This window comes from Variovorax endophyticus, from assembly GCF_025376855.1.
In the GTDB taxonomy this organism is placed as follows: Bacteria; Pseudomonadota; Gammaproteobacteria; order Burkholderiales; family Burkholderiaceae_C; genus Variovorax.
Window position 1 is genome coordinate 45,558 of record NZ_JAHUTH010000028.1, and the last position, 12,877, is coordinate 58,434.

The window sequence follows — 12,877 nt, forward strand, 5'->3', positions numbered from 1 at the left end:
CCACTCCTCCTTATGGAGGAGCGCCATGTCCGAACTCAACCCACCGCATAGGCCCGCCCCGCCAACGCCCTCGCCAACACCTCCGCCGGATCCACCAACCGCACCCCCGCATGCCCCGGCACCCCATGCAGCGCCAGCGGTATCTCCGTGCAAGCCAGCAGCAGGCTGTCGCACCCATGCCGCTCGACCATCCGCCGCGCCACCTCGGCAAACAACCGCGTCGCGAGCCCGAGATCCCCGGCCTTCACGCCATCGCGGATACCGCGCATGACCTGCTCTCTCTCTCCGGTTCCGTCGGCAGATGGCAGTCGATGCCGCGCTCCGCCAATGCTGCCTGATAGAACCCCAGGCTGTACGTGCCCTGGGTCGCGAGCAGGCACACCGCTTCGATGCGCTGGGCCGCGAGGTACTTCGCGGTCTCCTCGACGATGTGCAGCAGCTCCACGTCGGGATGCGAGCGCTGCAGCTTCGCGTGCCACGCATGCGCGGTGTTGCACGCGATCGCGATGCTCGCGACGCCGTGGCTGCGCAGGCCCTCGATGCCGCTCGTCATTCCTTCGACGGGCGAAGGGCCGTCCTCGAGCAGCGCCAGGGTGCGGTCGGGCACCGGCAACTGCGCGAGCCAGTGTTCTGGAAAGGCCTGGTCGGAAACGGGACTGCCGCTGGCCCGCAGCCGCGCCTCGCAGGCGCCGACGAAGAGCCGCAGGAAATCCGCGCCGGCCGCGGGCCCCATGCCGCCCAGAATGCCGACCTTGCGGGTGCCGGGCATGCGGATCCCTTTCTTCAATAGTCCGAGGGATTCGGCGAATCCGTCGGCTTCGCGATCACCTTGGCCAGTGCATCGCTCATCGGGAAATGCAGGTTCACGCCGCGCGGCGGAATCGGCGACTGGAACCACTTGTCGTAGAGCGCCTTGATCTCGCCGCTGGCGAACAGCCGCGCGATGGCCTTGTCGGCCACGGCCTTGAACTCGGGCTCGCCGCGCGGCAGCATGACCGCATAGGGATCGCGGCTCAGGGTGTCGGTGCTCAAGGCGAAATCGGCCGGGTTGAGCGAGAACGAGATCTGCCCGACCAGGTTGATGTCGTCCTCGAAGAAGGCATCGGCACGGCCCGAGGTGAAGGTCAGCATGCTGTCCGAGAAATCCTTCGCCTGGATCAGGTTGAGGTTCAGGCTTTCCTTGCGGTCGATGCCGCGCAGGCGCATCACGGTGTTCGATCCCGTGGTCGCCACGACGGTCTTGCCCTTGAGGTCCTGCAGCGTGGCGAGCTTGTCGGCCTTGCGCGAAACGAACTTGGTACCGACCACGAAGTAGGTGGTGCTGAAGCTCACCAGCGCCTGCCGCTCGGGGTTGTTGACCGTCGTGCCGCACTCGAGGTCGATGGCGCCGTTCTGGATCAGCGGGATGCGGTTCTGCGAGGTCACGGCCTGGCGCTTCACCACGAGGTCCGGGCTGCCGATGGCGGTCTTGATGTCCTCGACGATTCTTTGGCAGATGTCCTGCGCATAGCCGATGGGCTGCCCGTTGCCGCCGAGGTAGGAGAACGGGATCGAGGACTCGCGGTAGGCCACGGTGATGGTGTTGCGCTCCTTGATGGTCTTGAGGCGGCCGGTCAGTTCGGCGGCGTGCGCGCCCAGGCTGGCGATTGCGAGGGCGGCGAGGGCGAAGTGCGGGAGACGGGATTTCATGTGAGGTACGGGGTGACGTTCAGAGCAGGTAATCGGAGTCGGTCTTGAGCAGGCGGCGCTTGATGCTCGCGAGATGCTGGACCGCGCTCTCGTTGCCTCCGCTGCGCATCTGCGCATAGGTGGCCGCGGCCAGTGCCGGTGGCACGGGACTGAGCTTGCGGCCCGTGGACTCGGCCAGCACCTGCACCTCGCAGGCGCGCTCGAGGTAGTACAGGTCGTTCCAGGCCTCGGCGATGGTCGCGCCGACCACCATCACGCCGTGGTTGCGCATGAACACCACGTCGGCATCGCCGATCGCGGCCGCGATGCGGTCGCCTTCCATCGCATCGAGCGCGAGGCCGTTGAAGTCGTCGACTGCCGTGCGTCCGTAGAACTTGAGCGCGGTCTGCCCGGCCCATTGCAGCGGCTGTCCCTCGACCATCGCGAGGCTGGTCGCGTACGGCATGTGCGTGTGGAACGCGACGCGGGCGCGCGGCAGGCTCCTGTGCACCCGCGCATGGATGTAGTACGCGGTGATCTCGGGCGGCCGGTCGCCCTTGAGCACGCGGCCGTCGAAGTCGCAGATGATCAGGTCGGAAGCGCGAATCTCCTCGAAGGCCAGTCCGAAGGGATTGACGATGAAGCAGTGGTCGAAGCCCGGCACCACCGCCGAGAAGTGATTGCAGATGCCCTCTTCCATGCCGAGCCTCGCAGCCATGCGAAAGCAGGCGGCGAGGTCGACGCAGGCCTGCCGCACCTCGGGCGTGTCGAACAGGCCTGGATCGATCTCGTGTCGTGCGGTGTCGTCCACCGCCAATGAATGCGCCATAGGTTCCCGATGCCGGTTGTTGCCATCGACTTCCGGCGTGCGCCATGATCGGCGCGCCCCGTCTGTCTTCCATGCATCGAAGTCTCCGATCCGGGGCCCGGGAGCGTCAAATCAGAATTTGACGCAACGCGATAAGGTCTTCTAATGGCCCCCCTATGAAACTCAAGCACATCGAGGTCTTCAACGCGATCATGCTGTCGGGCAGCGTGAGTGCCGCGGCGCGCATCCTCAACGTCACGCAGCCCGCGGTGACGCAGACGCTCAAGCATGCCGAGCAGCAGCTCGGCTATGCGCTGTTCGTGCGCGACAAGGGCGGCATGAAGCCGACGCCCGAGGCACGGCAGCTGCATCTGCGGGCGCAGAAGATCTTCGAGCAGGTCGACGAACTGCGGCGCCTCGCGCAGTCGCTGCGGCCCGACCACCTGGCGCAGTTCCGCGTCGCGATCGTGCCCTCGCTGTCCACCACCTGCCTGTCGCGCGCGCTCGCGTCGTTCAAGGCCCGCCATCCGCGCAGCGCGGTCTCGATCAAGATCCTCCATTCCGACGAGATCGCGCGCTCGGTGGCGCTGCGCGAATGCGACCTGGGCATCGCCTATGGCGAGATCGACGCGCCTCCGGTCGATGCCGAGGTGGTGGGCACGGGCCACCTGGTGTGGGTCGAGCGCCGCGAAGCCGGGGCGAAAAAACGCCCCGACATTGCGGACATGCCGATCGCCGAGATCGCGGCGCGCGACTTCATCGGCATCGACAAGGACGACCTCGTCGGCAAGGCGCTGCTGGGCCTGCTGTCGGAGAGCGCGGTGTTCGCGGGCACGCGGCTCTCGGCGCAGACCTACCAGTCGGCGCTGCTGCTCACGCTCGACGGCTTCGGGCCCTGCGTGATCGACTCCTTCACCGCGGGCTTCTCGCGCGGCGAATCGCTGTCGGTGCGCAGCGTCTCGCCGCGCATCCCGGTGACGGTGTCGGCGCTGTCGGTCGCGGAAGGCCGCAGGCGCGCCGACTTCGACGACCTGCTGCAGGCCTTCCGCGCTTCGCTGGCGCAGGTCGACGATGCGTAGAACGCCGAGGCTTCAGGCCTCGCCCAACCAGCGCAGCGCGTTCGCGATCACCTGCCGCGACTGGTCGACCAGGCTGCGCTGCCACGCGGGCTCGCCCGGATAGAAGAAACGCAGCAGCTCGCGCCGCGTGTCCGACAGCTGCGTGCGGCCGATGCCCGCCGCCCATTCGCGCTGGTCGCGCACCAGCAGCTCGAGCATGCGCTGCGGCCGCGCGGTGCCGAACTCGAGCACGGCCGCCGTCACGCGCGCCTGCGGCAGTGCGCGCTCGTAGCCCGGCGTGCTGTGGCCCGTGACCGGCGCGAAATCCTCGGGCGCGCCGCTCTCGTGCACCGCCACCACCCATTCGCCGAACGCCGCGCGCATGCGCGCCAGCGCCTCGCCCTGCTGCAGCGCGACCAGCGAGCCGTAGCCGTAGGGGCCGAGCCCCGTGTGGTAGTCGACCAGGCAGACTTCGCGCGCCGACGCGCCATGGCGGCGCAGCACGGCCTCGATGGTCAGGCGCGACCAGGTGGGCGCCTGGCCGCCGAAGCCCATGCCCTGCGCGAAGCTGTACTGCCCGGCCATCAGCGCGTTGTAGAGCGCCTCGCTGCCATGGACTCGCGCGAAGTCCGCGAGCAGCGTATCGCCCGCGGCCACGGCCGAGGCATCGCCGGGATCGAGCGCGATCGCCGCATGCAGCGGCGCGTACTTGTGCGAGGGCGGCGCCTGCGCGTGGTCGATGAAGTTGCGGCAGAGGTCGACGTTGTCCTCGGTGTAGCGCCGCAGCCAGGAGGCGCCCCAGGGATTGATCGCATGCACCAGCACCACCGCGGTGTCGGGCGGCAGGTCGTCGGCCGACTGCGTCAGCAGCCAGTCGATCTGGCAGCCCGAGCCCGCGAACAGCTCCACGCCATGCACGCCCGAGGTCAGCACCAGCACGCGCTGCGCGTCGGCCGGGCCGATGCGCACCACGTCGGTGGCGAGCGCCTCGCCCTGCGCGCCCGCGAGCGGATGGCCATGCACCTCGGGTGCGAGACCGCGCAGCGCGCAGGCGGCGAGGAACTTGCGGCGCGCCGTCGCGTAATCGGCGCTGAACAGCGTGTCGGTCGGGATCATCGGCGCTGCGCTCATCAATCGATCTGGAAGCCGGATTCCCGGATGATCGGCTGCCACAGCGCGAGCTCGCCGCGCACCGCCTCGCGCAACTGCTGCGGATTGCCGGCCGCGGGATCGAAGCCCACGTTGGCCAGGCCCGCGGTGGTGGACGGCAGCGCCGCGATCTCGGCCACGGCCGCGCTGACGCGATCGACCAGCGCCTGCGAGGTGCCGGGTGGCGCGAAAAGCCCGACCCAGCTCGAGCTGCCGAGCGCGCTGAAGCCGAGCTCGCCGAAGGTCGGCACCTCGGGCACGCTGGCCGCGCGGCGCGGGCCGGTCACGGCCAGCATGCGGATCTTGCCGGCGCGGTGCGCGCCCAGGAAGCCGCCAAGCGCATCGACGGCGGCCGGAATCTGGTTGCCCATCAGGTCGGCCAGCAGCGGCGCGCCGCCCTTGTAGGGCACGGGCAGCAGCTCGATGCCTTCCTTCTTGCCGACCACGTAGCCCACGAAGTGCGGCGAGCTGCCCGCGGCGGGCACGCCGAAGCTGCGCGCCTCGGGCTTCGCGCGCGCCAGCGCGAGGTACTCCTGCAAGGTCTTCGCGGGCTGCGCCGCACTGACCGCGAGCGCCACCTCGAAGGTCGCGAGCCGCGCCACCGGCGCGAAGTCCTTCACCGGGTCGTACTTCACCGAGCGCGAGGTCAGCGGCAGGGTCGAGAACATGTGGCTGTTGCCCAGCAGCAGCGCGCTGCCGTCGGGCGGCAGCGCGCGGAACTGCTCGGCCGCGATCTGGCCGCCCGCGCCGGGGCGGTTGTCCACCACCACGGTGGCGCCCAGGCGCTTCTGCAGCTCCTCGGCATAGAGACGCGCCACCGCGTCGGCCGTGCCGCCCGCGGGATAGCCCACCACCAGACGGATGGTGCGTCCGGCCGTGGCGGAAGGCTGTGCCGCGGCCAGGGGCGGCAAGGCAGCGGCGATCACGCCGGCGGGCAGCAGGGGCAGGAAGGCGCGACGCTTCATCGGGACATCTCCGAAAGACAAGGGACGGACGGCAACGGGCGGCTGGCGGGCGCGACGCGCGCCCACCGGCCACGGAACAACGAACGCAACGAAGAGGAAAAGCCGGCGCTCAGGCCTCGAGCAACTGCTCGCCGCGCGCGAGCTGGCGCACGTAGGTCTCGGCATCGAGGTTCGCGCCGCAGACGATCAGCCCGGTGCGCTGCCCACGCAATTCCTCGCGCAGCGGCCCGAGCAGCGCGGCCAGCGCCGTCGCGCCGGCCGGTTCCACCGCCAGCTTGGCATCGCGGAACATCACGGCCATCGCGCGGCAGATCTCGTCGTCGCTCACGGTCACGATGCGCTCCATGTGGCGCCGGCACAGCCCGTAGGCCATCGGCGTGGTCATCGGCGGCGCCAGGCTGTCGGCGATGGTCGAGAGCTTCTCCATGCGCTGCGGCGAGCCGGCCTCGAAGCTGCGCTGCATCACGTCGGCGCCCTCGGGCTCGATGCCGATCACGCGGCAGCCGGGCACCAGCTTGCGGATCGCCGTGGCCACGCCGCTGCCGAGGCCGCCGCCGCCCACGGCGACCAGCACCGTGTCGAGGCCCGGCACCTGCTCGGCGAACTCGAGCCCCACGGTGGCAGTGCCCAGCGAGGTGCCCTCGCCCTCGAAGGGATGGATGAAGCTGCGGCCCTCGTCGCGCACCAGTGCTTCGGCCATCGCGAAGCCGGTGGCGCCGTCGGGCGCGATCAGCAGCTCGGCGCCGTAGGCGCGCGCCATCGCCACGCGCGCCGGGTTGGCCGAGGCCTGCACCACGATCTTCGCGGAGACGCCGGCCTCGCGCGCCGCGAAGGCCGCGGCCACCGCGTGGTTGCCGGCGCTCATCGCGGTGATGCCGCGCGCCTTCTGCTCGGGCGAAAGCCGGCGCGCCACGTTGAGCGCGCCGCGCGCCTTGAAGGTGCCGGTGCGCTGGAACAGCTCGAGCTTCATGTGCACGTCGGCGCGGCCGAGCAGGCGCTCGACCGTGGGTCCGTGCAGCGGCGCGACCGGCGTGCGCAGCAGTGCCTGCGCATTGGCGCGCGCGGTCTCGCGGATGGCCTCGAGGTCGAGGTCGGGCAGCTCGGAGGCGGCGGGGGATACGGTGCTCATGGCGTCAGGCTCCAGGTGCGCGGTGGGCGCGGCGTGCATGCGCGATGGCTTCGATCTCGACCAGCGCGCCCGGCACCATCAGGTCTGCGCGCACCGTCGAGCGCGCGGGCGCGGGGCCCGCGGCGGGGTCGAAGCATTCGGCATAGCTGCGGTTGAATTCGGCGAAGTCCTCCACGCGCGAGAGCCACACGGTGGTCTTCGCGACATCGGCGAGCCCCAGGCCCTCGGTCGCGAGGATCTCGCCGATGCGACCGAGGCAGCGCCGCGTCTGCTCGCCGACCGTGTCGCCCTCGATGCGCCACTGGGCGTCGAAGGCCATCTGGCCGCTGACGAAGACGAGCTCGCCCTCGCGGCGCGAGGGGGAGAAGAACGGTGGGGCCACAGCGGGCGTCGGGTCGGTCTGCATGCGGGGCAGTCTATAGACGGCCGCGCGGCGCGTCTTTTGCGCGACGGGCAAAAACTTATGCGCGAGCGACGCCGCGCATGAGGACTTTCCCTCAGCCCGCCGCCAGCAGCGCGCGCACGTCCGCGGTGAATTCGCTCGCGCTCTGCGCATGGCGCATCACCACGCGCATGCGGCCCTTGCGGTCGATCAGGTAGGTGAAGGCCGAATGGTCCATGGTGTAGGAGGTGCGCGTGGGCACCTTCTCGTAGAACACCTTGAACTCCTTCGCGGTCGCCTCGGTCTGCGCGAGGTCGCCGCGCAGGCCGAGGAAGCTCGGGTCGAAGGCGGCCGTGTAGGCGCGCATCACCTCGGGCGTGTCGCGCTCCGGGTCGACAGTGACGAAGATCACCTGCAGGTCGTCGCCGGCCGCGCCCAGCTGCTGCTTGACCTCCGCCGCGCGCGTCAGCGCGGTCGGGCAGATGTCGGGGCACTGGGTGAAGCCGAAGAAGATCATCACCACCTTGCCCTTGAAGTCGGCCAGCGTGCGGCGCTTGCCGTCGGGATCGGCGAGCGCGAAGTCGCGGCCGTAGTTGGCGCCCGTGATGTCGGTGCCGGTGAAGCTCGGCTTCGGCTCGGATTCGCCGCAGGCGGCCAGCGCGGCCCACAGGGGCAGCGTGGCTGTGCCCAGCAGCAGGCGGCGGCGGGTCGTCGGGAGTACGCGGGTCATGGATGTTCCTTCGAGGGAGTGAATGGGGGAATGCGCCGGGCCGCCGGCTTCGGTGCCAGCTTGCGGCCCAGCCGGCGCCAGCCGATCACCACGCCCGTGAGGCTCAGCGCCGCGCCGCCGAGGCTCAGCAGCACCATCGCCAGGTCCCACAGCGGACGGCGTTCGAGCAGCGGGCGCCAGTCCCAGCTGTGCAGCATCGCGAACAGCCAGCGGCTGGCGCGGCGATGGCTGTCGCTGCGGTTCAGCAAGGCGCCGGTGCGCGGATCGACGTGGGCCCAGGTACCGGCCTCGTCCGCGAACACCACGCGCCAGATGGGCAGCGGCTTGTCGCCGCCGCCGGTCATGGTGTGCGGCTCGCGCGTGTAGTAGTGGCTGTCGTAGGCGTTCAGCACCTCGATGCGCGCGACCGGCGCGCTCGAGAGCCTCGCGACCGCGGCCTTCAACGCATCGGCATCCAGCGCCGTGGGCGCGGCGCTCGCGGCATCGAGCACCGTGGGGCGCAGCGCGGTGCCGCGCGCGAGCACGAGATCGCGTCCCGCGGTGCGGGTCCAGTGCAGCTCGCGCACCGTGCCGCCCGCGGCCGCGATCAGCGCCTGGGGCGATGCGGCGCCGGCCGGCGGCCCGAGCGGCCCGCCATTCATCGCCTCGGTGCGCAGCGCGGGCGCGCCGCTGTCGAACACGCGCCAGGGGTTCATCGACATCAGGCCGCTGAAGATCCAGGTCAGCGTGACGGCCGCGAACAGCAGGCCCGTGATGTGATGCCAGCGCATCATGAAGCCGCGGTACGGCGAGCGCGAGCCGCTGCGGTAGCGGCCCGCGAAGCGCCAGCGCAGGAGACCGACGGCCGTGCCCATCAGCGTGACCGCGATGCCCAGGATCGAGAGCCAGTTGACGATGTCGGCCCAGTACGGATCGAGCGCGCCGCCGCGCAACGGATACAGCCAATGGATCCACGCACCCGCGTAGTTCCACAGCCGCTCGGCGCGCGGCGCATCGCGCACCACCTCGCCGGTGCGGCCCGAGACATAGAGCCGCGTGTGCGCGGCATCGACCAGCGCCACCTGGTGCAGCGGCCGGTGCGCATCGAGTGCGCGCGAATGGGTGAAGGCGTCCTCGTCGAGCGTGCCCTCGTACACCAGGCCCACGCCCGGCCCGGCGAAGGCCGCGGCACTGCCCATCGCGAGTTCGCGGTCGACATGGCGCAGCGGCGTGCCGGTGGCCGCGTCGATCACGATGCTGCCCTTGCCGTCCGCCGGCTGCGCGAGGTACACGGTGCGACCGCCGCTCGCAACGGCCAGGCGCAGCTCCTTGAGCGGCCCCGCGATACCCGCCGCGTCGAGCGCCTCGTGCGGCCCGAGCAGCACGGCATCGGCGGCCAGCGGCGGCAGGTGCTGCAGCCGCTCCGACTCGGTGAGCTTGGGATAGCCCACGTACATCATCACCACGCCCGAGACGAACCACATCGCGAAGAAGGCGCACACCACGATGCCGAGCCAGCGGTGCAGCAGGAACAGCCAGCGCTTGAAATGGGCCATCGACCAGCCCTCCTCAGAACGCGACATGCAGGCTGAGGTCGCCGGTGCGCGGCGCGCCCAGGTAGGCGAAGGTGCTGCCGAGGTTGGCCGCATAGATGCGGTCGGTGGCATTGCGCACGCGGCCCACCAGCGTGACCGAGCGGTTGATCTTCCATGACAGGCCCAGGTCGACCAGCGTGTACGAAGGCCAGCGCGCGCTGTTGGCCGCGTCGGCGTAGGTCTTGCCCACGTGGCGCAGCCCCACGCTGGCCTGCAGCGTGGGCGTGATCGCGTACGACACCCAGAGGTTGGCCACCACGGCCGGGGTGTTGGTCGGCGTGCGGCCCGCGAGTGACACGCCGTTCTGCACGAAGTTGTCGTACTTCGCGTCGACATGGCTCAGGTTGCCCTGCAGCGACCACTGCGGCGTGGGCTGCAGGCCCACTGCGATCTCCACGCCCTTCGACGACTGCTCGCCCACGAGCACGGTCAGCGCGCTGTTGTTCGGGTCCTGCGTGGCGATGTTCTTGCGCGAGAGGCGGTAGGCCGCCACGGTTGCCGTGCCCTTGCCCTGCCAGAAGTCGAGCTTGGCGCCGACCTCGGCCTGCCGACCGGTCGTGAGCTCGCTGTTGTTCATCACGTCGGCGAACGAGGCGGTCGACAGCACGCCCGAGGGCGGGTCGGCCGCGGTCGCGTACTGCGCATAGAGATTCGCGCCGGGCGCGAAGTCCCACACCAGGCCGACGCGGCCCGTGGTCGGGTTGTAGTTGCGCCGGTAGCTGGCCGGCGCGGCGGCGGTGATGGCGCGCCGGTTCGTCAGCTCGAGCTCGATGCGATCGTGGCGCAGCGCGCTCACGAGGTGCAGCGAGGGCGCGAGCGCCGTGCGGTTCTCGATCGACAGCGCGGTGGTCGTCACCTTGTTGTCGCGGTCGGGATTGAAGCCCGGCCGCATGCCCGGCACCGCGAAGAAAGGTTCGGTGGCGAAGAGGTACGGATTCACCGTGCTCACGGTGGCCGGCAGGCTGTTCGGAAAGCGCGTCTGCTTGTTGACGCTGAAGTCCAGCCCGAAGGACCAGTCGCTGCGCAGGCCCGCGAGCTGCCCCTTGTAGAGGCCCTCGATGCGGTCGCCCACCACCTGCTGGTCATGGCGCTGCAGCAGGGCACCCGAGCGGATCACGGCCGTGTTGCTCGCGTTGAAGCGGTAACTCTCGACGTTGCGGTAGTCGCGCAGCGCGTCGTAGGCATAGAAGGTGTTCTTCAGCTGCAGCGCCCCGGACACGCGCCAGTCCGCAATGGAACGCAGCCACTGCACGCGCTGCGCGTAGATGCCGTCGGCGCTGTTGTAGTTCCTGAAGCGCGTGGCCGGGTCCACGCGCAGACTGCCAACCACGGGATTGAGCAGCGGCGTGCCCCAGTACGGGCGGTCCACCCACTCGTCCTGGTATTCGTAGGCCAGCGTGTGCGTGACGCCGCCGCCGAAGTCCGACAGCAGCGAAGCCGCGAGCTGCGTGGCGCGCGTGCGCGTGCCGTCGGTCCAGCCGTCGGCGTCCTTGCGGTTGAGGTCGATGCGCGCGTAGTGGCTGCCCGCGCCGCCGTCGCCCGCGATGCGGCGGTTGAGCCCGATCGAGGCCTCCTTGAGCTGCTGCGTGCCCAGACGCAGCCGGGCCTCGGTGAGGTCGCCGGGCTCGGCGAGCTTGCTGATGTAGTTGATCGAGCCGCCGACCGCGCCCGCGCCGAACAGGAAGCTCGAGGGCCCGCCGATGACCTCGACGCGGTCGTAGATCCAGCTGTCGACCGGCCGCGCGGCGATCGAGTACTGCACGTTGATGCCGTTGAACATCTGGCTCAGTGAGCCGGCGCCGAAGCCGCGGTAGCTCACGCCGATGTTGCCGGGCGCGTTGTGCGCGGTGATGCCGGGCACCGCGCGCAGGATCTCCTGCGTGTCCTGCGCGCCGCGCGCCTCGATGGTGGCGCGGTCGACCACGCTGACCGAGGCCGGCGTCTCGCGCGGCGTCAGGCCCAGGCGGCTGCCGGTGTCGGAGGGCGTGTCGAGGTTGAGACGCCCGTTGGGCGCGGGCGCGGCTGGCGGGTCGACCTCGATCGCTTGCAGCGTGGTCTGGACCTGGGCCTGCGCGAACGGCGCGGCGAAGGCGCCGAGCGCGAAGCAGGACAGCGCACGCGCGCGCAGGCGCTCGGCACCACGGCCGTGGGAAATGGCAATGAAAGGCACGGGATCTCTCTTCTCGCAGCGCATGGCTGCGCTGACGGCGCGGCGGCGCGTGGCCGCGCATGCCGTCGACGAACGATGGGCGCCGCGCGCGGACCGGCGCGCCCGCGAGGCGACGCCAGGGTCCGTCGCGCGACGGATTCAGCGGTTCAGGCGAAGAGGAAGGAAGGAGGCCCGCGCGCCGGCAGCGGCGCGGCGGTGGCCGCGGCGATGCGCGCGGCGGGGATCGAACGCAGGGCGTAGGACAGCGGTGCCGGCATCGGCACCTCGACCTGCGCGATCGCTGGCGGCAGGCCGCCGATCACGCACAACGGGCAGTCCATGCCCATGCTGCCCATCGGCACCGCGCCATCCTCGGTCTGCACGACCATCGTGACGTGGCCCGAGGCCGAGCACACGATGTCGATCTGCTGAGGCTTGACGATCGGCGAGGCGACCGCGACGGACAGGGACAGCACGAACCACGCCAGCACGAGGCGATGCAGGGTCGAGAGTTTTCGAAGGGCGTGCACGGGTGCCATTATCGCGACGAATCATGGATCGCGAAGCAACAGCCCGTGCTTCCTCTGTGGCTAGTCGATGGCGATGCTCGCCTTCTGCTGCTCGATGATCTCCACGATCAGCTGGCCGGTGTGCATGACGTGCTCCATCACCATCGCCTTCGCGCCCTGCGCATCGCCGGCCAGGCACAGGCGCAGCAGCTTCTTGTGCTCGGCCTCGGAGCGATCGACGTTGGTCTTCGACTTCCACGGTAGGTAGAGATAGCGCCCGAGGTTGAGCCGCGCGGACTCGACCGACTGCAACAGCAGCGGCCGGTCGGCCTTGGCATAGAGGCTCGCGTGGAACTCGTGGTTGAGGCGGAACACCTCCTCGACCTGCCTGGCCTTGCCGAGCTCGTCCAGCAGCCCGGTGGCGCGCGCGATGTCGGCGCGCGAGAGATGCGGCACGGCCAGCTCGATGAGCCGCCCTTCGAGCAGCCAGCGCAGCTCGATCAGCTCGACCGCCTCGCGCGCGCTCAGGAAGGCCACCGAGGTGCCCTTGTTGAGCCGGGCCGTGGCCAGCCCCGCGGCGACGAGCCGCGAGAGCGCCTCGCGCACCGGCACATGGCTGACGCCGAAGCGCGCCGCGATGTGGTCCTGCTTCAGCGGCGCGCCGGGTTCGAGCACGGCCATCGCTATCTCGGAGCGGAGCGTCTCGTAGACCGACCCCGCGGCCACTTGCGAGCTGCTTTCCTTCATGTTGCGCCT

14 protein-coding genes are annotated in these 12,877 nt (G+C 70.4%); 1 reads left to right on the forward strand and 13 read right to left on the reverse strand.

Annotation, left to right across the window (positions count from 1 at the left end; genetic code table 11):
- Positions 1–35: 35 nt before the first annotated feature.
- From KV106_RS40015 to KV106_RS29945, 4 genes are read right to left on the reverse strand one after another with little or no spacing between them, the layout of a single operon-like run.
- On the reverse strand, positions 36–269 hold the full coding sequence (locus KV106_RS40015; RefSeq protein ID WP_314733655.1) for an aspartate/glutamate racemase family protein: 234 nt from the start codon (positions 267–269) through the stop codon (positions 36–38).
- Complete coding sequence (locus KV106_RS29935; protein ID WP_314733656.1) at positions 245–769, reverse strand: aspartate/glutamate racemase family protein; 525 nt, start codon at positions 767–769, stop codon at positions 245–247. The genes KV106_RS40015 and KV106_RS29935 overlap by 25 nt, the downstream gene beginning before the upstream one ends.
- Before the next feature lie 14 nt (positions 770–783).
- The gene (locus KV106_RS29940; protein ID WP_261214599.1) at positions 784–1,689 is read right to left on the reverse strand and encodes an amino acid ABC transporter substrate-binding protein; all 906 of its coding nucleotides are present in this window, start codon (positions 1,687–1,689) and stop codon (positions 784–786) included.
- Between the two features lie 19 nt (positions 1,690–1,708).
- Complete coding sequence (locus KV106_RS29945) at positions 1,709–2,497, reverse strand: aldolase (RefSeq protein WP_261214601.1); 789 nt, start codon at positions 2,495–2,497, stop codon at positions 1,709–1,711.
- Between the two features lie 155 nt (positions 2,498–2,652).
- Between KV106_RS29945 and KV106_RS29950 the strand changes: the two genes are divergently transcribed.
- The gene (locus tag KV106_RS29950) at positions 2,653–3,555 is read left to right on the forward strand and encodes a LysR family transcriptional regulator (RefSeq protein WP_261214602.1); all 903 of its coding nucleotides are present in this window, start codon (positions 2,653–2,655) and stop codon (positions 3,553–3,555) included.
- A 12-nt stretch (positions 3,556–3,567) separates the two neighbouring features.
- On the opposite strand, the gene KV106_RS29955 is transcribed toward KV106_RS29950, so the two are convergent.
- From KV106_RS29955 to KV106_RS29995, 9 genes are all read right to left on the reverse strand, one after another.
- Complete coding sequence (locus KV106_RS29955; protein ID WP_261214603.1) at positions 3,568–4,665, reverse strand: M14 family metallopeptidase; 1,098 nt, start codon at positions 4,663–4,665, stop codon at positions 3,568–3,570.
- Complete coding sequence (locus tag KV106_RS29960; RefSeq protein WP_261214605.1) at positions 4,665–5,648, reverse strand: tripartite tricarboxylate transporter substrate-binding protein; 984 nt, start codon at positions 5,646–5,648, stop codon at positions 4,665–4,667. Before KV106_RS29960 ends, KV106_RS29955 begins: the two co-directional genes overlap by 1 nt.
- A 109-nt stretch (positions 5,649–5,757) precedes the next feature.
- Positions 5,758–6,777 (reverse strand): pyridoxal-phosphate dependent enzyme, encoded by a 1,020-nt coding sequence (locus KV106_RS29965; RefSeq protein ID WP_057590179.1) that lies wholly within the window; start codon positions 6,775–6,777, stop codon positions 5,758–5,760.
- A gap of 4 nt (positions 6,778–6,781) precedes the next feature.
- A complete protein-coding gene (locus KV106_RS29970; RefSeq protein ID WP_064262181.1) occupies positions 6,782–7,183 on the reverse strand; it encodes a RidA family protein in 402 nt (133 codons plus the stop codon).
- 91 nt (positions 7,184–7,274) lie between these two features.
- Positions 7,275–7,889 (reverse strand): SCO family protein, encoded by a 615-nt coding sequence (locus KV106_RS29975; protein ID WP_057590083.1) that lies wholly within the window; start codon positions 7,887–7,889, stop codon positions 7,275–7,277.
- A complete protein-coding gene (locus tag KV106_RS29980; protein ID WP_261214609.1) occupies positions 7,886–9,424 on the reverse strand; it encodes a PepSY domain-containing protein in 1,539 nt (512 codons plus the stop codon). Before KV106_RS29980 ends, KV106_RS29975 begins: the two co-directional genes overlap by 4 nt.
- Before the next feature lie 13 nt (positions 9,425–9,437).
- Positions 9,438–11,624, reverse strand: a complete 2,187-nt coding sequence (locus KV106_RS29985) for a TonB-dependent receptor (protein ID WP_409976571.1) — start codon at positions 11,622–11,624, stop codon at positions 9,438–9,440.
- A gap of 155 nt (positions 11,625–11,779) precedes the next feature.
- The gene (locus tag KV106_RS29990; RefSeq protein WP_082321667.1) at positions 11,780–12,142 is read right to left on the reverse strand and encodes a DUF2946 family protein; all 363 of its coding nucleotides are present in this window, start codon (positions 12,140–12,142) and stop codon (positions 11,780–11,782) included.
- Positions 12,143–12,202: 60 nt separating this feature from the next.
- Positions 12,203–12,868 carry a GntR family transcriptional regulator gene (locus KV106_RS29995; RefSeq protein WP_057590087.1) on the reverse strand — a complete coding sequence of 222 codons (666 nt, stop codon included), beginning with the start codon at positions 12,866–12,868 and terminating at the stop codon, positions 12,203–12,205.
- Between the last annotated feature and the right edge of the window lie 9 nt (positions 12,869–12,877).

Coding starts and splice junctions, on each gene's coding strand:
- KV106_RS29935 (WP_314733656.1), bottom strand. CDS start 769: ATGCCCGGCACCCGCAAGGTCGGCATTCTGGGCGGCATGGGGCCCGCG.
- KV106_RS29975 (WP_057590083.1), bottom strand. CDS start 7,889: ATGACCCGCGTACTCCCGACGACCCGCCGCCGCCTGCTGCTGGGCACA.
- KV106_RS29970 (WP_064262181.1), bottom strand. CDS start 7,183: ATGCAGACCGACCCGACGCCCGCTGTGGCCCCACCGTTCTTCTCCCCC.
- KV106_RS29945 (WP_261214601.1), bottom strand. CDS start 2,497: ATGGCGCATTCATTGGCGGTGGACGACACCGCACGACACGAGATCGAT.
- KV106_RS40015 (WP_314733655.1), bottom strand. CDS start 269: ATGCGCGGTATCCGCGATGGCGTGAAGGCCGGGGATCTCGGGCTCGCG.
- KV106_RS29960 (WP_261214605.1), bottom strand. CDS start 5,648: ATGAAGCGTCGCGCCTTCCTGCCCCTGCTGCCCGCCGGCGTGATCGCC.
- KV106_RS29965 (WP_057590179.1), bottom strand. CDS start 6,777: ATGAGCACCGTATCCCCCGCCGCCTCCGAGCTGCCCGACCTCGACCTC.
- KV106_RS29995 (WP_057590087.1), bottom strand. CDS start 12,868: ATGAAGGAAAGCAGCTCGCAAGTGGCCGCGGGGTCGGTCTACGAGACG.
- KV106_RS29940 (WP_261214599.1), bottom strand. CDS start 1,689: ATGAAATCCCGTCTCCCGCACTTCGCCCTCGCCGCCCTCGCAATCGCC.
- KV106_RS29950 (WP_261214602.1), top strand. CDS start 2,653: ATGAAACTCAAGCACATCGAGGTCTTCAACGCGATCATGCTGTCGGGC.
- KV106_RS29980 (WP_261214609.1), bottom strand. CDS start 9,424: ATGGCCCATTTCAAGCGCTGGCTGTTCCTGCTGCACCGCTGGCTCGGC.
- KV106_RS29955 (WP_261214603.1), bottom strand. CDS start 4,665: ATGAGCGCAGCGCCGATGATCCCGACCGACACGCTGTTCAGCGCCGAT.